Source organism: uncultured Cardiobacterium sp., from assembly GCF_938028825.1.
Classification (GTDB): Bacteria; Pseudomonadota; Gammaproteobacteria; order Cardiobacteriales; family Cardiobacteriaceae; genus Cardiobacterium.
The window spans coordinates 25,897-42,378 of record NZ_CALIZP010000051.1 but is presented as its reverse complement, the minus strand read 5'-3'; the positions used below and the strand labels follow the sequence as shown (position 1 = coordinate 42,378).

General features: G+C 61.5%; 19 protein-coding genes and 1 tRNA gene. 6 read left to right on the top strand and 14 right to left on the bottom strand.

What is annotated here, in order from left to right; all coding sequences use genetic code 11:
- The first annotated feature begins 75 nt into the window (after positions 1-75).
- Together Q0562_RS08335 and Q0562_RS08330 are read left to right on the top strand one after the other, a co-directional pair.
- A tRNA-Met gene (locus Q0562_RS08335) sits at positions 76-152 on the top strand.
- 100 nt (positions 153-252) lie between these two features.
- On the top strand, positions 253-876 hold the full coding sequence (locus Q0562_RS08330; protein WP_298643424.1) for a DUF882 domain-containing protein: 624 nt from the start codon (positions 253-255) through the stop codon (positions 874-876).
- Positions 877-934: 58 nt separating this feature from the next.
- On the opposite strand, the gene Q0562_RS08325 is transcribed toward Q0562_RS08330, so the two are convergent.
- The gene (locus tag Q0562_RS08325) at positions 935-1,282 is read right to left on the bottom strand and encodes an EthD domain-containing protein (protein ID WP_298643422.1); all 348 of its coding nucleotides are present in this window, start codon (positions 1,280-1,282) and stop codon (positions 935-937) included.
- Positions 1,275-1,859, bottom strand: a complete 585-nt coding sequence (locus tag Q0562_RS08320; RefSeq protein ID WP_298643421.1) for an alpha/beta hydrolase — start codon at positions 1,857-1,859, stop codon at positions 1,275-1,277. Before Q0562_RS08320 ends, Q0562_RS08325 begins: the two co-directional genes overlap by 8 nt.
- Before the next feature lie 70 nt (positions 1,860-1,929).
- On the opposite strand from Q0562_RS08320, the gene Q0562_RS08315 reads away from it, so the two are divergent.
- Positions 1,930-2,265: a MerR family transcriptional regulator gene (locus tag Q0562_RS08315; RefSeq protein ID WP_298643419.1), complete on the top strand. Its 336-nt coding sequence runs from the start codon at positions 1,930-1,932 to the stop codon at positions 2,263-2,265.
- Between the two features lie 114 nt (positions 2,266-2,379).
- Entirely contained in the window at positions 2,380-3,153 is a 774-nt protein-coding gene (locus tag Q0562_RS08310; protein WP_298643417.1) for a transferrin-binding protein-like solute binding protein, read from the top strand.
- A 75-nt stretch (positions 3,154-3,228) separates the two neighbouring features.
- On the opposite strand, the gene Q0562_RS08305 is transcribed toward Q0562_RS08310, so the two are convergent.
- The 12 genes from Q0562_RS08305 to Q0562_RS08250 form a co-directional block, all read right to left on the bottom strand.
- Positions 3,229-4,308 carry an AAA family ATPase gene (locus tag Q0562_RS08305; RefSeq protein WP_298643415.1) on the bottom strand — a complete coding sequence of 360 codons (1,080 nt, stop codon included), beginning with the start codon at positions 4,306-4,308 and terminating at the stop codon, positions 3,229-3,231.
- The gene (locus tag Q0562_RS08300) at positions 4,305-4,886 is read right to left on the bottom strand and encodes a DUF4291 domain-containing protein (RefSeq protein WP_298643413.1); all 582 of its coding nucleotides are present in this window, start codon (positions 4,884-4,886) and stop codon (positions 4,305-4,307) included. Before Q0562_RS08300 ends, Q0562_RS08305 begins: the two co-directional genes overlap by 4 nt.
- Positions 4,883-6,355, bottom strand: a complete 1,473-nt coding sequence (locus Q0562_RS08295; protein WP_298643411.1) for a DUF5691 domain-containing protein — start codon at positions 6,353-6,355, stop codon at positions 4,883-4,885. Before Q0562_RS08295 ends, Q0562_RS08300 begins: the two co-directional genes overlap by 4 nt.
- Positions 6,356-6,358: 3 nt before the next feature.
- Positions 6,359-7,687, bottom strand: a complete 1,329-nt coding sequence (locus tag Q0562_RS08290; protein ID WP_298643409.1) for an SWIM zinc finger family protein — start codon at positions 7,685-7,687, stop codon at positions 6,359-6,361.
- 1 nt (position 7,688) lies between these two features.
- Positions 7,689-8,117: a hypothetical protein gene (locus tag Q0562_RS08285; RefSeq protein WP_298643407.1), complete on the bottom strand. Its 429-nt coding sequence runs from the start codon at positions 8,115-8,117 to the stop codon at positions 7,689-7,691.
- 124 nt (positions 8,118-8,241) lie between these two features.
- Positions 8,242-8,997, bottom strand: a complete 756-nt coding sequence (locus Q0562_RS08280) for a DUF6683 family protein (protein ID WP_298643405.1) — start codon at positions 8,995-8,997, stop codon at positions 8,242-8,244.
- 125 nt (positions 8,998-9,122) lie between these two features.
- Positions 9,123-9,803, bottom strand: a complete 681-nt coding sequence (locus Q0562_RS08275; RefSeq protein ID WP_298643404.1) for an ABC transporter permease subunit — start codon at positions 9,801-9,803, stop codon at positions 9,123-9,125.
- Positions 9,804-10,520 (bottom strand): ABC transporter permease subunit, encoded by a 717-nt coding sequence (locus Q0562_RS08270; protein ID WP_298643403.1) that lies wholly within the window; start codon positions 10,518-10,520, stop codon positions 9,804-9,806.
- Between the two features lie 3 nt (positions 10,521-10,523).
- Positions 10,524-11,300 (bottom strand): transporter substrate-binding domain-containing protein, encoded by a 777-nt coding sequence (locus Q0562_RS08265; RefSeq protein ID WP_298643401.1) that lies wholly within the window; start codon positions 11,298-11,300, stop codon positions 10,524-10,526.
- Between the two features lie 139 nt (positions 11,301-11,439).
- A complete protein-coding gene (locus tag Q0562_RS08260; protein ID WP_298643400.1) occupies positions 11,440-12,222 on the bottom strand; it encodes a transporter substrate-binding domain-containing protein in 783 nt (260 codons plus the stop codon).
- Positions 12,223-12,258: 36 nt separating this feature from the next.
- The gene (locus Q0562_RS08255; RefSeq protein ID WP_298643398.1) at positions 12,259-13,029 is read right to left on the bottom strand and encodes a transporter substrate-binding domain-containing protein; all 771 of its coding nucleotides are present in this window, start codon (positions 13,027-13,029) and stop codon (positions 12,259-12,261) included.
- A 3-nt stretch (positions 13,030-13,032) separates the two neighbouring features.
- Positions 13,033-13,806, bottom strand: a complete 774-nt coding sequence (locus tag Q0562_RS08250) for an ATP-binding cassette domain-containing protein (RefSeq protein ID WP_366144738.1) — start codon at positions 13,804-13,806, stop codon at positions 13,033-13,035.
- Between the two features lie 89 nt (positions 13,807-13,895).
- On the opposite strand from Q0562_RS08250, the gene dapE reads away from it, so the two are divergent.
- On the top strand, positions 13,896-15,035 hold the full coding sequence (gene dapE, locus Q0562_RS08245) for a succinyl-diaminopimelate desuccinylase (RefSeq protein ID WP_298643396.1): 1,140 nt from the start codon (positions 13,896-13,898) through the stop codon (positions 15,033-15,035).
- 34 nt (positions 15,036-15,069) lie between these two features.
- On the top strand, positions 15,070-16,482 hold the full coding sequence (locus Q0562_RS08240) for a hypothetical protein (protein ID WP_298643394.1): 1,413 nt from the start codon (positions 15,070-15,072) through the stop codon (positions 16,480-16,482).

Below are 16,482 nucleotides of genomic sequence, written 5' to 3'. Positions count from 1 at the left end.
TTTGCCGGCAGGGCTTGACACTCTCCCGCGCGCTCGGCATAATCGCGCGCCTTCTTCCTTCCTCTTCTCCATTAAGGCTACGTAGCTCAGTCGGTTAGAGCACATCACTCATAATGATGGGGTCCCCTGTTCGAGTCAGGGCGTAGCCACCAAATCCCTTCTTCCATTCCCGTTTCCGGCACCGGTTTGTTGCAAATTCATTGCAATTACTTTAGTATCCGCCGCCTCAAACACGAAACGGTAAATCTCAATATGTTTTTCAAGAAACCCGACACTGAACGGGCGGTTACTTTTGCCGATTTTGAACACGGCGAAGATTGCCCCTGCTGCACCCGCAATGCCCGACGCACTTTCCTGAAAACTGCTGCGATCGCGACGGCGGGTCTTTTATTGCCTGCCGACTGGGCCAAAGCTGCCATCAGCCGCGAGCGGATGATCAAGATGCACAACCCGCACACCGGCGAAAATATCCGCGCGGTCTTTTGGTCTCCGGAATATGGTTATATTCAGCCTGCCATGGATGAAATCAGCAATTTCTTCCGCGATTTCCGCCAGAATCAGATTGTTTCTGTGGATATCGACCTGCTCAATATCCTCCACTACATGCAAAGCAACGTTGGCAATAATGCGACGATCGAATTGCATAGCGGCTACCGCTCACCGGCTACCAATTCCATGTTGGCGCGTCGCTCCAAGAATGTCGGCAAGCAGAGCTATCACATGAAGGCTCAGGCTGCCGACATTTCCATTCAGGGTTATAACGCGCGGCAGTTGCGCGCGATGGCGCAGCGCCTGAACGCAGGCGGCATCGGCATTTATCGCGGCTCGAATTTTATTCACGTGGATTCCGGTCCGGTACGCACCTGGTACTACTAACGAATGAATACGAAAAAGCGGGCGTTCTGCCCGCTTTTTCATTTTGGTGCAGCCGGATTCAGATAATGCGTTCTTCCGTCCCGAACCACATCACCGATTGCGCCATATCGACGAAGCGCAGTTCGTCCGCGCGCAATTCGGCAAGCGCAGCCCGTCCTGCGGCGGTGCTGCGGGCGCGCAGGAAATCATCGCGGCTGTCGTACCACAGTTCGCCCATCGCGTCGTAGGCAAAGGGCAGGGTGTCGCGCATGGTATCGGCGGCTTCCGGCAGGGTTTTCGCATAGGCACGGATGCCGAGTGCCGCCTGATGATGCAGGACTTTGGCGGCATGTGCGCGCCAGCAGGCGAGAAATTCGTTCGTGTCGAGTTCGGCGCGTTTTTTGACGAACATGATGATTTTAAACATGATTTTCTCCGTTGATGCAGGTTTGCAGGGCTGCCCATGCGGCGGGTAGCCGGGTAATGCCGTCGGTGCTTAAAAAATGGCCGTGTTGCGGCAGTTCATGCACCGTGCCGCCGAGTCGCGCGGCGAGGGCATGGCTGTTGACGGGGGCGACGACGTAATCGTTGTTGCTGATGAGGTGGTGCATTTGCGCGGCATGGCGGCGCAGGGTGGCGTCATCAAGATGGCAGCGGTCAATGTAGGCATCTATATTGAAACCGCCGATGGTCGGCAGCGTCGGCAACCGCGTACCAAAGCCTGCCACCAGCACGAGGCCGCCCACCGCTGCGGGACGGGTCGCATTCAGGTAATGCAGCAGGCTGATGGTGCCGAGGCTGTGCGCGATAAGCAAAGTGTTGCGATCGGGCATGCCGACGGTTTGCGCCAGCACCGTCTGCCAGGCGGCAAAATCGGGATGCTCGCTGTCGGGTAGCGGCGGGACGATGGTTGGAATGCCCGCCGCCTGCAAACGTGCCTGCAACCAGGGGAACCAATGATCGGTCGGGCCCGCGCCGTAACCGTGGATGATGTAAGCGTGCATGGCATGCTCCTGTGTGAATGACGACGCAAGGGTAGACTATGACACCTTGTCAGGGTCAAGCGGAGGACGCATGAAAATAGGGGAATTGGCGCAGCGCACACAGGTGAGCATACGGATGCTGCGTTTTTATGAAGCGCAGGGACTGCTGGCGCCCGCGCGCAGCGCCGCCGGTTATCGCCTTTATGGCGAGGCGGATGTGGCGCAGGTGGCGAAAATCCGCCTGCTGCAACAGGCGGGGCTGGCACTGAAAGATATTGCCCTGCTGCACGATTGCCTGCACGACCGCCCGCAGGCGTTCTGCCCGGCGCTGCGCGACAAGCTGCGCGCCTGTCAGGCGGAGACGGCGGCGCGCATCACGCAGTTGCAGGAAACGCAGGCGCTTTTGGCACGGTTGCTGGTGGGGTAACGCCCGGCAAGGTTAAGAAAAATGACGGTTTTGTTCACCACCGCTTCATGTGGGTGGGCGGATAATGCGTCAAGTGGCAACCGCCGCTTTTTCAGTCATTTACGGAGCATTACGATGAACAAACCCACTTTCGCGCTTATCGCCGCAACGACCCTGCTGCTTGCCGCTTGCGGTGGCAAGGACGACAAAAACAATACCCCGGTTGATCCGCAGCATCCGAATAACGACAATACCGGCCGTTACAATAAAGATGCGTATCACGGTACCGCGTTCGCCATTCCCAACGGCGCGACGTTCAACAGCGCCAGCCACGCCAAAGCCCTGAACAGCACCAGCCTCAATGTGCTGCATATCGACGGCAAGTACTTCCCGTCGCAACAGAGCGGCATTTACTCCGGCGGTCTTCCCAACATCCGCAGCAATTCAATACAAATTAACGGCGTCAGCTACAAGAATTTCCTGGTCAGCGGCCACAATTACCGCAACAGCCGCTTCGGCTACATCACGCATGACAATACCGACTACATCTTCAGCCAGGGCGCCTTTACCACCAATATGCCAAGCCGAGGTATCGTCGAATATGACGGCGATGCGGCAGTTGGTCGTAATGGCGTCGCCGGTGTCGCTGATGCCGATTTCACCGTTAACTTCGGCAATAAGACTGTGAGCGGACGCATCAAAGCGGAACGGGACAGCAATATTCAATTCAACCCGATCTATCTAACCGCGACCATCAACGGCAGTCATTTTTCCGGCAGCACCAACAGCGCCGGGGTCAGCACCGCCGGGCATTTTTACGGCGACAACGCCCGCGAATTGGGCGGCATTTTCCACGACAGCACGCAGAACTTGAGCGGCAGCTACGGTGCCGTGCGTGATGATGAATGAAGGCCGTGCCTGATAAACAAACCCCGCCACGGCGGGGTTTGTTTTTGGGCGTGCGCAGACGGGCAGGCGGTGTGTTCAGCTTATGTCGCGGGCGGCGCGGTACAGGTCCTTCCAGTCATCACGCGGTTTGACGGCGGTTTCCAGGTATTCGCGCCAGACGATGGCATCCTGCACCGGGTCTTTGACGACCGCGCCGAGGAGTCCGGCGATGAGGTCGTGCGCGCGCAGGACGCCATCGCCGAAGTAGGCGGAGAGCGCCATGCCGTTGTTGACCACCGAGATGGCTTCGGCGGTGGAGAGGGTGCCGCTGGGGCTTTTCAGTTTGTTTTTGCGGTCGGCAGTCGTTCCCTCGCGCAGTTCGCGGAAGATGATGACGATGCGGCGGATTTCCGCCAGCGCCGGTTTTTCGGCGGGCAGTTGCATGGTTGTGCCGTAGTCTTCAACGCGGCGGCGGACGATGTCCACTTCTTCGTCCAGGGTTGCCGGCAGCGGCAGGATGACGGTGTTGAAGCGGCGTTTGAGCGCGCTTGAGAGGTCGTTCACGCCTTTATCGCGGTTGTTGGCGGTGGCAATGACGCTGAAGCCGCGCACTGCCTGCACTTCGTCGGTGAGTTCGGGGATGGGCAGGCTTTTTTCGGAGAGGATGGTGATGAGGGTGTCCTGCACGTCGGCGCCGATACGGGTCAGTTCTTCGATGCGGGCGATTTTGCCGTCACGCATGGCGCGCATCAGCGGGCTTTCGACAAGCGCCGCGCGGCTCGGCCCTTTGGCGAGCAGTTCGGCGTAGTTCCAGCCGTAGCGCAGCGCTTCTTCGCCGGTGCCGGCGGTGCCTTGCACGACGAGGGTGGAATCGCCGCTGATGGCGGCAGCGATGTGTTCGCTCACCCAGCTTTTGGCCGTGCCGGGCAGGCCGTAGAGGAGGAGGGCGCGGTCGGTGGCAAGCGTAGCGACGGCGATTTCCATCAGGCGGCGGTTACCGATGTATTTGGCGCTGATGGTGTAACCGTTGTCGAGTGTGCCGCCAACGAGGTAGGTGACCACGGCGGCGGGCGAGAGTTGCCAGTTTTCCGGACGCGGGTTGTTGTCCTGTTTTTGCAGTTCGTGCAGTTCTTCGGCGTTTTGCTGTTCGGCGTGTTGGCGGAGGATGTTGTTCATGGTTGGGGTTCCTGTGGGTTGGGATAGGGGCGCTCCTGCGGTAGCAGGGCTTGGGCTTCGTCGTAGCGGCGTTGTTGCACCAGTTGGTGGATGTTGTGGGCGAGCGCGGTGATGTCGGTGATGCGCGTGATCCAGTCGTTGCAATAATGTTCAACGGCGACGCCGCTCAGGCCAATCTGGATGGCGCGATGCGGCAGGGGTTGAAGGTTGAGATCGCGTTCGGGATCCCATTGGATGCGCACCGGCGCACGGGCTTTTTCGGCCTGCCAAGCTTCCACATCCATGCCGGGCGGCACACTGCTCGGCGCACTGTGGGACAGCGCCCAAGCAAAGCCGCTGCGGCGGATGTCGATGGCGAGGATGCGGCGCTGGTTATCGTCTTTCTGCGCCCAGCCGCTGCGGTACATCATCCAGAGGAAGGAGGGCTTTATCCAGGTCATGCGCGTTTTTTTGTACGGCGGCGAGACGAAGGTGCCGTGGGCAAGGGCGCTATCGGCGATAGCGTCGTTATAGGCTTGATAGACACGGATGGTATCGGCGTCGTACACGGCGCGAATTTGGCGGACGGGGATGGTCATGATTGGCTGTCCAGCAGGTCGAGGAAGGTTTGTTTTTCGCCCGCGTATTGATGAAGGGCGTCGATAAAGGTGCTGTGCGGATAGGCGGGGTGCGCGGGCAGTGCAGCGATGGTATCCGCCGTGGCGCGGGTGTCGAGGCAGACAGCGCAGCGCTCGGCGTCGTTGGTGCTGCCGTATTTTTGCAGCAGGGTGCTGTGCAGGATGCCGTCAAATACCGCCCGGCTGTACAACGGCCCCCAGGGCTGGGCGGGTTCGAAGGTTTCGCTGTTGTTGTAGCTGCGGGATAGCAGGCCGTGGTCAAGGCCGGGCGTGGCCAGCACGACTTCGCGTTCGGCAGGGGTGAGGCGCGCGAGCAGGCGGTGGCGGATGTCGTCCGGCAGTTGTGGCCAGCGTGCGGTGAGGATGGCGCGGGTGAAACGCGGGTCGTCCATGCTGTCCACCCAGTATTCGCGGTGCAGGTTGCGCAGCAGCGGGCGGTGCGTAGCGAGGATGGTGGCGGCTGTGGCGGCGTCGGTGTGCAGCACCTCCGCCCAGGCGTCCAGCGGCAGGGCGAGGATGAGCTGGCGCAGGATGTAGTCGTCGTCGCTTTCTTTTTTATCCGGGCTGATTTGCTCGATGCCGAGCTGTTTCAGCGTGTCGGTGTAGGGCTGCGGCGTGTAGTGCCACGGTTTTTTTGCGTCGCCGCTGTATTGCAGACGGGCGGCGAGTTCGCTCTGGTACTGGCGTTGCAGGGCGCTACCGGGCAGGCGGCGCAGCAGGTCGGCGGCGGTGCGGCGCACGCTCTTGCTGCGGTCGCTCAATGCCTGGGTCAGGAAGGCTTCATCGTCCGCGCCGAGGCCGATGGCGAAAAGGGCCAGATATTCGTCGCGCCGCGTGGCGGGGGCGCTTTGCCACCACTGCCCGACTTTATCGCGCGCGGCGGCGGGGTCGCTGGCACGGACGCGGCGCAGCCAGTGCTTGCGCCCGCTGTGGTTGGCTTCGTCCGGGTCGGTGGCGGTGTCGTTTTCATAATTGCGCTGCCCCAGTTCGCCAAGTAGCCAGCGCCCCCGGCTGCCGAGGAGGATGGCAGGTAAAGTAGCGGGATTGAGGGTGGCAAGCAGCGCGGGAACGGCATCGGGCGGCAGGCTGAAGCCGCGCGCGGCGAGGGCCCCGCAGGCCCAGGCGGCGAGATGACGCTGCCCGCCTTCAAGCCAGCGCAGGAGGATGGCAGTAAGCGCCGGGAGGGGATGGCGCTCCTGCGGGTCAACCGGCGCGACGGGAACGGCCTGCCATGCCCCGCCCGTCTGCACCGGACTACCGCCGCCGTAAGCGTAGGCGAAGGCGAGGGCTGCGAGGCGGTAGTGCGCCGCTTCGGGGTTATCCCCTTGCAGCTGCGGCAGATAGGCGGCCAGTGCGGGCGGCAGGTCGGGTGTGGCGGTTTGTTTGGCCGTGCCGAGCAGGGCGGTGTTGAGGATGGCGGGCGGTAGCATGGTTCAGGCGCGGTGGTAGTAGCGGTAGCTGCCGTCGCAGCAGGTGGCGAGCAGGTGGCAGCGGCGATCGAGGTGGTCGTAGCGGATGAAGGCGGTGAAGGGGCTGCCGCCGGTGTGTGCGAGTAGGGCAGCGGTTTCATCGCCGGGGTGGGCGAGGGGCAGGATGCTGCCGTCGTCGCCGAGGGCGTAGTCGTCGCCCAGGCGGTAGAGGCGGATGTGGTCGAGGCGGCCGGGGGTCATGCTGCGGAAGGGGTTGTCGCGCGCTGCCGCGTGCAGGCGGGCGGTGAGGGCAGCGAGGGTGTAATCGCCATCCGGCAGCGGTGGCAGGGTGGGTAGCGCCTGCCATTCGCGCGGCTGGGCGCGTTGGGGGGCGATGCCGGGGTAGTAGCAGAGTTCGCCGTCGTAGGCGATACCGGGCAGGACAGGCGCCGCTTGTGGCGGTGCGCCGGGGATGCGGAATTCGAGGATGTAGGCGTAACGGCCACTGTGGCTGCCGTAGAGCCAGTGGTAGTGGGCTTCGCCCCGGTCGAGGTCGATACTGTGGCTGCCGATGTTGTGCCAGTGGTCGTGCTGCGGCGGGTTTTGCAGGACGGTTTCTTTGGCGACGGGGATGCCGAGGCGTGCGGTGATTTCAGCCTGCCAGTCGGGGTCGAGGCGGTCGTAGCGGGTGTAGGTGTCGGCAAGCAGGTAGAGGGTGGTGTAAGCGGCGAGCAGGGTTTCGTGAGCGGTGGCGGGGAGGCTGGCAGCGTGTTGCAGGCGGGCGGCGATGCCGGGGAGTTGCGCGTCGTTCATGCGCCGCGCGAGGTGGTGCAGTTGCTGGTAGTATTCGCCGCGTTGGGCAAGGCCGTTGCGCAGTTGGTCTTCCAGCCAGCGTTGCAGGTCGGCAAGGCCGTCGGCAGCTTTGGCATGGCGCGCCCGGCGGCGTTTTTCCTGGACGGCGGGATCGGGGGCTTTTTCGGCTTTTTCGGCTTTGTCGGCGCGCTCGGCTTTGGCTGCGCGGGTCTGCCGGCGTTTGTCGAGCCAGGCGGTGACCCAGTCGGGTGGCGCGGCTTCCTGGAAGCGTTCGGGGCTTTCAGCGTAGCGCAAGAGCAGGGCGAGGCCGTGTTTGCAGGGGAATTTGCGGCTGGGGCAGCTGCATTTGAAGGCGGGTTCGGCGCTGAGGTCAACGGCGGTTTGGTAGGGGTTTTTGCCGCTGCCCTGGCAGTGACCCCATAGGGCGTCGCCCTGTTTTTCGAGCAGGGGCCATTTGTTGGCGCCGAGGGCAGCGGCGGCTTTGTTGGAGGCGGCGTCAGGGGCGAGGTGGGCGATTTGGGCGACGGTGTAGGTGGGCATGTCAGAGGGCGTGGATGGTGATGCCTTTGGGGGCAGCAAGTTGTTGTAGTGCGGCAATGTCTGCCGGCGCAGCGTGGATGTAAACGTGGGCGTTGCTGTGGCCGTTGTAGTCGTTGAGCGCCCGTTTGAGGGTGGCGAGGTTGACGCTGCTGCTTCTGCCGCTGATGCCGATATGGACGTTGTCGGCGGCGAGTGCTTGCAGGATGTTGTGGACGGAACCGGAGGCGGTCATGCCGCTGCTTTGGGCGGCCACTATCATGCTGTTGGCGAGGAAATCGGCTGATGCGGGGACGTCCGCGATGAGGATCTGGCTGCCGGGCGGTGCGCTGCGGGCGATACCGGCGGCGACGGCGTCGGGGGATACGCCGCCGCCCGTGGCACAGGCGACGAGCAGGCAGGCGGTGAGGGTTGTGGGCAGGATATGGCGCATGTGGTTCTCCTGGTTGTTTGGGTAAAAACCGCGTAGTTATCCCGCTTGGCGGGTGTTGGCGTTTATGGTGGCAACGCAGGACGGCGGGTTTGGGCCCGCCGTGCGAGGCAGTCTGTTCAGGCCATCAGCGGATTTCCAGGCCGTTGCTGCCTTGGGTAATCTGGTCGCCGGATACGCCCAGCATGGAGAGTATCGAGCGGGCATCGTTGGCAATGATGCCAAGTGCCTGGCTGTCGCCATTCTTTTGGGCTTCCATGTACATCGCCATTTCCAGGCTGCCTATCCAGTACAGGGTCTCGGCCATTTTCTGTTTGTCGGTATTGGACAGGCTTTGCATGGTGCTGTCTTCTTCCATGACTTCCTGCAACTGGTGCACCAGCCCGTGGGCTTTGAGCTGGCTGAGATCGAGGTTGTTGGCGATGCCGTAGCTGATAGTGATCGCATAGGCGGTTGCAGTGGCAATGCTGGTTGTGTCGTAGCCTTCAGATTCGAGAGCCTGCCGGACCTGTTTGATGAGATTGGCGTTTTTCAGGGCGGTGAGTTGCTGTTCGCTTTGATCGTTATAACTGCCTTTGTTTTTGAGTTGCTGCGCGAGTGCGGCGAACATGGCTTCATTGACTTCGTGCGTCGTGCTGTCGCTATGTTTGTATTTATGGACGTTTTGTGTGGTCGTAGCCTGTTTGGCAGATTCGCTGCTGGTTGAATGGCTATTTTCACTTTTTAATTTTTGTAGGGCTTTTTTGTTGCGTTCGATATTCTCGTTTACTGTCTTGTCAATCCAGAAGGTATCGCTCCAATCGTAAAGTATTTGTGCCTGGACTTGCGGTGTGGTGAACAGAATGCCGGTGCTGAAGAATGCGGCGAGCAGGGTACGTTTCATTGTGGTCTCCCAAATGGATTTGTGCAGGATTGCGCATCCTAATGTACGTATTTGTATGTGCCGTCGGGATTACGGTTTTTAGATGTTAAAAAGCCCGCTGTTGTCTCTCTTGGCGGGCTATCAGGTCAGAGTGAGACGCTAAGCTGTTTTTCAATGAGGCGGAAGGTGGCGACGATGCACAGTGTGATGGCGAGGTAGATGGCGGCGGCGGTGAGGAAGGGGCCGAAGGGTTCGTAGGTTTTGGTGTAGAGGGTGTTGGCGACGCCGGTGATGTCGAGCAGGGTGGCGGTGCTGGCAATCGCCGAGCCGTGCAGCATGAAGATGATTTCGTTGCCGTAGGCGGGCAGGGCGCGGCGCAGCGCGCCCGGCAGGATGATGCGGGTGCGGATCTGGTTGCGGCTCATGCCGAGGGCTTTGGCGGCTTCGATTTCGCCGCGCGGGGTGGTCTCAATCGCGCCGCGCACGATTTCGGCGGTGTAGGCGGCGGTGTTCAGGATGAAGGAGAGCATGACCCACGGCCAGGCCTGGCGCATGAGCGGCCACAGGGCGAGTTCGCGTACGCCGGGGATGCGGCCGATGACGAGGCCGATGCCGTAGTAGAAGATGTAGAGCTGGACGAGCATCGGCGTGCCGCGAAAGATGTAGCTGAAGGCCATCACGGGCAGTTTCCAGAGGATGGCGCAGCGCGCGGCGAGCAGGACGCCGCAGGGGATGGCGATGGTGAGGCCGATGGCGAGCGAGAGGCCGACCAGCCACAGGGTTTGCCACAGGCCGCCGAGCCACATGAGGAGTTCGGAGTGGTTCATTTATTGTCCTTGTTGTTCGTAGCCGACGGAGTAGCGCCGCCGCAGCCACCAGAGGATGGCGATGGAGAGGGTGGTGAGGAGGAGGAAGTAGCCCGCCATCGCGCCGTAGAACCAGAAGCCGGCGTAGAGGTCTTTTTTTTGCGCGGTGCGGGCGGCGGAATTGGCGATGCGCACGATGTCTTGCAGGCCGATGATGGAGACGAGCGCGGTGTTTTTCATCAAGACCAGCCAGTTGTTGCCGAGCGACGGCAGGGCGTAGCGCAGCATTTGCGGCCAGGAGATGTGCCAGAAGATGGTGCTGCGCGGGAGGCCGTAAGCACGCGCGGCTTCGATTTGCCCTTTGGGGATGGCGAGAAAGCCGCCCCGGAAGGATTCGGCCATGTAGGCACCCATGACGAAGCCGATGACGAAGATGCCGGTGTAGAGGGGGCTGAGGTCGAGGTGCGGCCAGCCGAGGGCGGTGGTCAGCGCGTTCAGCAGGTATTGGCCGCCGTAGTAGATGAGGAAGAGCTGGATGAGGTCGGGCACGCCGCGCACCAGGGTGGTGTAGGCGACGGCAGGCAGGCGCAGCCAGGGGTTTTTGTGCATGCTGCCGAGGCAGGCGAGGATGCCGAAGATGAGGGAGACGAGGAGGCCGCAGACGGCGAGTTCAAGGGTGACGAGTGCACCCTTGACGAGTTGCTCTTTGTAAGCGAAGAGGATGGTGTAGCCGTGCATGGGTTATTGCGCCGTGCCGCCGGAGATGTCGTATTTGAAGTATTTGTCGTTGACTTTCTTGTATGCGCCGTTGGCCTTGATGGCTTTGAGGGCGGCGTTCAGGTCTTCGCGCAGTTTGTCGTCGTCTTTGCGGATGGCGATGGAGATGCCTTCGCCGAAGTAGGTTTTGTCGTTGACTTCCGCGCCCGCCTGTTCGAAGTCTTTGCCGACATCGCGTTGCAGGAAGCCGTCTTCCATCACGATTTTGTCGGCAAAGAGCAGATCGACTCGGCCCGCGACGGCATCCAGATTCGCTTCTTCCTGCGAGGTGTAGCGCTGGATGTTGGCGTCGGAGAATTTGTCGGTCACGTAGTTGTCGAAGATGGAGGCGCGCAGCACGCCGATGGTTTTGCCTTTGACGCCTTCCGGGGTCGGCTCGATGTTGCTGCCTTTGGCGCGGACGAAGAGGCCGGGGTTGCTGTAATAGGGATCGGTGAAGGCGACGCTTTCGCGGCGTTTCGGCGTGTCGTTCATGGAGGTGACGAGGGCATCGACTTTTTTGGCTTTGAGCGCCGGAATCAGCCCTTCCCAGTCCATTTGCTCGAAGCGGCACTGGCGCTTCATCTCGGCGCAGAGGGCGAGGCCGATGTCGATGTCGAAACCGGTCATGTGGCCGCTGCCGTCGATTTCGGAAAACGGCGGGTAGGTGCCGTTGGTGGCGAGGATGAGGACGCCGTCATCGGCGGCAAAGGCCGGGGCGGTGATGGCGGCGGCAAGCACCAGGGTCAGGATTTTTTTCATGTGTCCACCTTGGGGTTATGTAGGAGCGGGGCGGTTATACCAATCCCGGAAAATTATCTGAGTGTGTTGGCGCGTCTCGCCGTACTATCTGTACTGTCTTCGCCGCGCCGCCTTCTCGGCTTAATTCCCGGGATTGGCATTATTTGGCGGTGCCGCCGGAGATATCGTACTTGAAGTATTTGTCGTTCACTTTTTTGTATGCGCCGTTTGCCTTGATGGCTTTCAGGGCGGCGTTCAGGTCTTCGCGCAGTTTGTCGTCGTCTTTGCGCACGCCGATGGAGATGCCGTCGCCGAAGTATTTTTTGTCGTTGACGTCGGCGCCTGCCTGCTCGAAGTCTTTGCCTTCGTCGCGTTGCAGGAAGCCGTCCTGCATGACGAATTTGTCGGCAAAGATCAGGTCAAGGCGGCCGGCGACGGCGTCCAGGTTCGCTTCTTCTATCGAGGTGTAGCGCTGGATGTGGGCATCGGGGAATTTGTCGGTCACGTAGTTGTCGAAGATGGTGGCGCGCTGCACGCCGATGGTTTTGCCTTTGACGCCTTCGGGCGTTGGCTCGACGCTGCTGCCTTTGGCGCGGACGAAGATGCCGGGGTTTGAGTAATAAGGGTCGGTGAAGGAGATGCTCTCACGGCGCTCCGGCGTGTCGTTCATCGAGGCAACGATGGCGTCGATTTTGTGTGTTTTCAGCGCCGGGATGAGGCCTTCCCAGTCCAGTTGCTCGTAGCGGCATTCGCGCTTCATTTGCGCGCAGAGGGCAAGGCCGATGTCAATGTCGAAGCCGGTCATTTTGCCGTCGCTGCCGGTTTCGGAGAACGGCGGGTAGGAGCCGTCGGTGGAGAAAACGAGCACGTCACCGGCGGCGATGGCCGGGGCGGCGAGGGCGGCGAGGACGGCGGTGAGGGCGAGGGTCAGGATTTTTTTCATGGTTGCACCTTGTGGTTTGTGGTGTGGGAGCGGGCGTTATTGCGCGGTGCCGCCGGAGACGTCGTACTTGAAGTATTTGTCGTTCACTTTTTTGTACTCGCCGTTGGCGCGGATGGCTTTCAGCGCGGCGTTGAGGTCTTCGCGCAGCCGGTTGTCTTCTTTGCGCACGGCGATGGAGATGCCTTCGCCGAAGTATTTTTTGTCGTTCTCTTCCGGGCCGACGGCTTCAAAATCTTTGCCTTCGTCGCGTTGCAGGAAGCCTTCTTCCATCACGACTTTGTCGGCAAAGAGCAGGTCAACTCTGCCCGCAACGGCGTCCAGGTTGGCTTCTTCCTGGCCGGTGTAGCGCCGGATATTGGCATCGGGGAATTTGTCGGTGACGTAGTTGTCGAAGATGGAGGCGCGCAGCACGCCGACGTTTTTGCCTTTCACGCCTTCGGGCGTCGGCTCGATGCTGCTGCCTTTGGCGCGGACGAAGATGCCGGGGTTGGTGTAATACGGGTCGGTGAAGGCGACACTTTCGCGGCGTTCGGCGGTGTCGTTCATGGAGGCGACGATGACGTCGATTTTTTTGGTTTTCAGCGCCGGAATCAGGGCTTCCCAGTCGATTTGCTCGAAGCGGCATTCGCGCTTCATTTCGGCGCAGAGGGCAAGGCCGATGTCGATGTCGAAGCCGGTCATCTTGCCGTCCTTGATTTCGGAAAAGGGCGGATAGGTGCCTTCGGCGGCGAGAACGAGAACATCACCGGCGGCGAAGGACTGGGCGGCAAAGCCTGCTGCGAGGGCAAGGGCGAGTGTTTTTTTCATGATTTATCCTTTCAGGCTGTTGGACAAAAATTGCCGGACGCGCTCGGATTCGCTGTGGAAAAACAGCTTTTCCGGCGGTCCCTCCTCTTCGATCTGCCCCTGATGCAGGAACATCACATGGCTCGATACCTCGCGGGCGAAGCCCATTTCGTGGGTGACGACAATCATCGTCCGCCCTTCGGCTGCCAATTCCTGCATCAGGCGCAGCACATCGCCGACCAGTTCCGGGTCGAGCGCCGAAGTCGGTTCGTCGAACAACAGGGCATCCGGCTCCATCGCCAGCGCACGGGCAATCGCCACCCGCTGCTGCTGCCCGCCGGAAAGCCTGTTCGGATAATAATCGCGACGGTCATACAGACCGACCTTGTGCAGAAGCGCCGCCGCGCGTTCCATCGCTTCCGCCTTCGGCACTTTCAAAACGTGCACCGGCGCCTCAATCAGATTTTGCAACACCGTCTTGTGCTGCCACAGGTTGAAATTCTGGAAGACCATCGCCAGCTTCGAGCGTACCCGCTGAATCTGGCGCAGACTGCCCGCTTCGCGCGTCCCCTTCTTCTCCCTGATTTGCACCACCTCGCCGGCGACGCGCACCTCGCCGCGATCCGGCATTTCCAGAAAATTCAGACAGCGCAGGAACGTACTCTTGCCCGAACCGGAGGAGCCGAGGATGGACACCACATCGCCCCGGTGCGCGGTCAGGGAAATCCCTTTCAGCACCTCGACCTCGCCGAAGGACTTGTGAATATCAACAGCTTGCAAAGCAGGAATCTCGCTCACCGGGGCCTCCAAAAGAAAGAAAGGGGGGCAATTCTACACCAAGCCCCCTGCATGTCTATACAATGTCAACCCCCTCCGGAAGCATCCTCATGAACCCCACCCTCGACCTCCTGCACGACCTCATCCGCCGCCCTTCCATCACGCCCGACGACGCCGGCTGCCAGCAACTCATCGGCGCGCGCCTGCAAGCGGCTGGCTTCACCGTGCGCCACCTCCGCCTCGGCGACACCGACAACCTCTGGGCGACGCATGGCAGCGGCGCACCGCTTGTCGCGTTTGCCGGCCACACCGACGTCGTCCCGCCCGGCGACGAAACCCTGTGGCAATCGCCGCCCTTCACCCCGACCCTGCGCGACGGCAACCTCTACGGACGCGGTGCCGCCGACATGAAAGCGGGCGTGGCGGCGATGACCGTCGCCCTCGAACGCCTCGCCGCCGCGCCGCACAGCGGCACCCTCGCCCTGCTGCTCACCGGCGACGAAGAAGGCGACGGCATCCACGGCACCCGGGCCGTGCTGCAACAACTGCATGACGAAGGCACCCGCATCGACTATGCCCTCGTCGGCGAACCCTCCTGCCACGCCCAGCTTGGCGACCGGGCGCGGCACGGGCGGCGCGGCTCGCTGCACCTGCACCTCACCATCCACGGCAAACAGGGGCACGTCGCCTACCCGGAAAACGCGCGCAACCCCATCCACGCGCTTGCCGCCGTCATCCAGCGCCTCGGCACCACCGTGTGGGACAACGGCAACGCCCACTTCCCGCCGACCTCCTTCCAGGTCAGCAACATCGCAGGCGGCAGCGGCGCGGAAAACGTCGTCCCCGCGACCGCCGCCTGCAAAATGAACTGGCGCTACAACAACGAACACCACAGCGGCCACCTGCAACAAAAAACCATCGCCCTCATCGAGCCGCTCATGGCAGAACGCGAAACCCGCGCCGAATACCGCTGGAAACTCAGCGGTGAACCCTTCCTCACCGCAAACACCGCTCTCAAACAGGCACTGCGCAGCGCCGTCGCCCGCCACTGCGGCATCGCCCTCGATTACGACACCGGCGGCGGCACCTCGGATGCCCGCTTTCTCGCCAAAAGCGGCGCGGCGGTCATCGAATTCGGCCCCGTCAACAAGAGCATCCACCAAACCGACGAGCACGTCCGCATCGCCGACCTCGCCCCGCTCGCCGCCATCTACGAAGACACCGTGCGCGAATTGTGGCGGCGGATCTGACAAACAGCTTTCCCAACAGCACAAGGAATCCAGCATGAAACGCCGTACCTTCATCGCCCAGACCGCCGCCTTGCCCCTGATAGCACTGCCCGCACACCGGGCGCTTGCCGAACAGGGCTACCGCGTAGAAGCCAAAGAAGAACCCGGTGCCGCTTACCAATCCTACCTTGCCCGCACCGTTGACCTGCTGTCCGGCTTCGACACCCGGAACGCAGACCCGCAGAAAAACGCCTTCGGCGGCTGGCAGGCGGGCAACCCCTTCGCCCGCACCGGCCGCTTTCATACAACGAAGGCCAACGGCCGCTGGTGGCTGGTCGACCCCACGGGCAACCCCTTTATCCACGTCGCCCCGGCGGCCCTCTTCACCGGCCCGTCCAAACGCAGCCAGAGTGCGCTCAAGCAAAAATACGGCTCCCTTGCCAACTGGGCGGAGCAAACCATACAAATGTTGCAGGACGCGGGTTTCAACGGCGGTGGCGGCTGGACCAGCATCAACGAAATCAAGGCGGCCCGCCGCCGCTTCACCTACTGCGCCTACATCGAGCCCATGCAGAAATTCCGCGAATACCTCAAACAGCAGGGCGATTTCCGGGGCAAAGCAGGCTGGCAGGGTTATCCCAACGACATCGTCCGTGTCTTTGACCCACGCTTTGACCGCTTCGTCGAATCCGAAGCCCGCAAACTCATCCCCTATGCCCGCGACCCCTACATGATCGGCTACTTCACCGACAACGAATTGCCGTGGAAAAATGATGCCCTTGACCGCTTCCTCACCCTGCTGCCTGCGGGCGATCCCGGCCATATTGCCGCCCAACGCTGGCTGGATGCGCGCAAAGGGCGCAAAAGCACGACTGCCGACATCGGCGACAGTGACCGTCGGGATTTCCTGGGTTACTACATCCGCACCTATTTGGAAAAAGTTACCCGCGCCACCCGCCGCTACGCGCCCGACCGCCTCTACCTCGGCTGCCGCTTCAACCAGCACCGCGAAGAACTGGCAAGCGAAGCCATCTTCCGCGAAGCGGGCAAATACATGGACATCATCTCCATCAACCACTACCACAAATGGCAGCCGGAAGCGGTGCAAATGCGCGACTGGGAACGGTGGGCGGGCAAGCCGTTCATGATTACCGAGTTTTACGTCAAGGGTGAGGACACCGGCATGGCGAACACCTCCGGCGCGGGCTGGATCGTGAAAAGCCAGGCCGAGCGGGGCTACTTCTACCAAAACTTCATCATGGAACTGCTGAAAAGCCGCGCCTGTGTCGGCTGGCACTGGCTCGCCTACCAGGACAACGACCCGGAAGGCCAAAGCGACGAATCCAACCGCGATGCAAACAAGGGGCTTGTTACCTGGGATTACCGCCCTTATCAGGCTGCGCTGGAACAGATGAAAAGCGCGAACCGGCAGATTTACCGGCTGATTGAATATTTCGACAGAGGTTGA

Coding starts and splice junctions, on each gene's coding strand:
- Q0562_RS08330 (WP_298643424.1), top strand. CDS start 253: ATGTTTTTCAAGAAACCCGACACTGAACGGGCGGTTACTTTTGCCGAT.
- Q0562_RS08325 (WP_298643422.1), bottom strand. CDS start 1,282: ATGTTTAAAATCATCATGTTCGTCAAAAAACGCGCCGAACTCGACACG.
- Q0562_RS08320 (WP_298643421.1), bottom strand. CDS start 1,859: ATGCACGCTTACATCATCCACGGTTACGGCGCGGGCCCGACCGATCAT.
- Q0562_RS08315 (WP_298643419.1), top strand. CDS start 1,930: ATGAAAATAGGGGAATTGGCGCAGCGCACACAGGTGAGCATACGGATG.
- Q0562_RS08310 (WP_298643417.1), top strand. CDS start 2,380: ATGAACAAACCCACTTTCGCGCTTATCGCCGCAACGACCCTGCTGCTT.
- Q0562_RS08305 (WP_298643415.1), bottom strand. CDS start 4,308: ATGAACAACATCCTCCGCCAACACGCCGAACAGCAAAACGCCGAAGAA.
- Q0562_RS08300 (WP_298643413.1), bottom strand. CDS start 4,886: ATGACCATCCCCGTCCGCCAAATTCGCGCCGTGTACGACGCCGATACC.
- Q0562_RS08295 (WP_298643411.1), bottom strand. CDS start 6,355: ATGCTACCGCCCGCCATCCTCAACACCGCCCTGCTCGGCACGGCCAAA.
- Q0562_RS08290 (WP_298643409.1), bottom strand. CDS start 7,687: ATGCCCACCTACACCGTCGCCCAAATCGCCCACCTCGCCCCTGACGCC.
- Q0562_RS08285 (WP_298643407.1), bottom strand. CDS start 8,117: ATGCGCCATATCCTGCCCACAACCCTCACCGCCTGCCTGCTCGTCGCC.
- Q0562_RS08280 (WP_298643405.1), bottom strand. CDS start 8,997: ATGAAACGTACCCTGCTCGCCGCATTCTTCAGCACCGGCATTCTGTTC.
- Q0562_RS08275 (WP_298643404.1), bottom strand. CDS start 9,803: ATGAACCACTCCGAACTCCTCATGTGGCTCGGCGGCCTGTGGCAAACC.
- Q0562_RS08270 (WP_298643403.1), bottom strand. CDS start 10,520: ATGCACGGCTACACCATCCTCTTCGCTTACAAAGAGCAACTCGTCAAG.
- Q0562_RS08265 (WP_298643401.1), bottom strand. CDS start 11,300: ATGAAAAAAATCCTGACCCTGGTGCTTGCCGCCGCCATCACCGCCCCG.
- Q0562_RS08260 (WP_298643400.1), bottom strand. CDS start 12,222: ATGAAAAAAATCCTGACCCTCGCCCTCACCGCCGTCCTCGCCGCCCTC.
- Q0562_RS08255 (WP_298643398.1), bottom strand. CDS start 13,029: ATGAAAAAAACACTCGCCCTTGCCCTCGCAGCAGGCTTTGCCGCCCAG.
- dapE (WP_298643396.1), top strand. CDS start 13,896: ATGAACCCCACCCTCGACCTCCTGCACGACCTCATCCGCCGCCCTTCC.
- Q0562_RS08240 (WP_298643394.1), top strand. CDS start 15,070: ATGAAACGCCGTACCTTCATCGCCCAGACCGCCGCCTTGCCCCTGATA.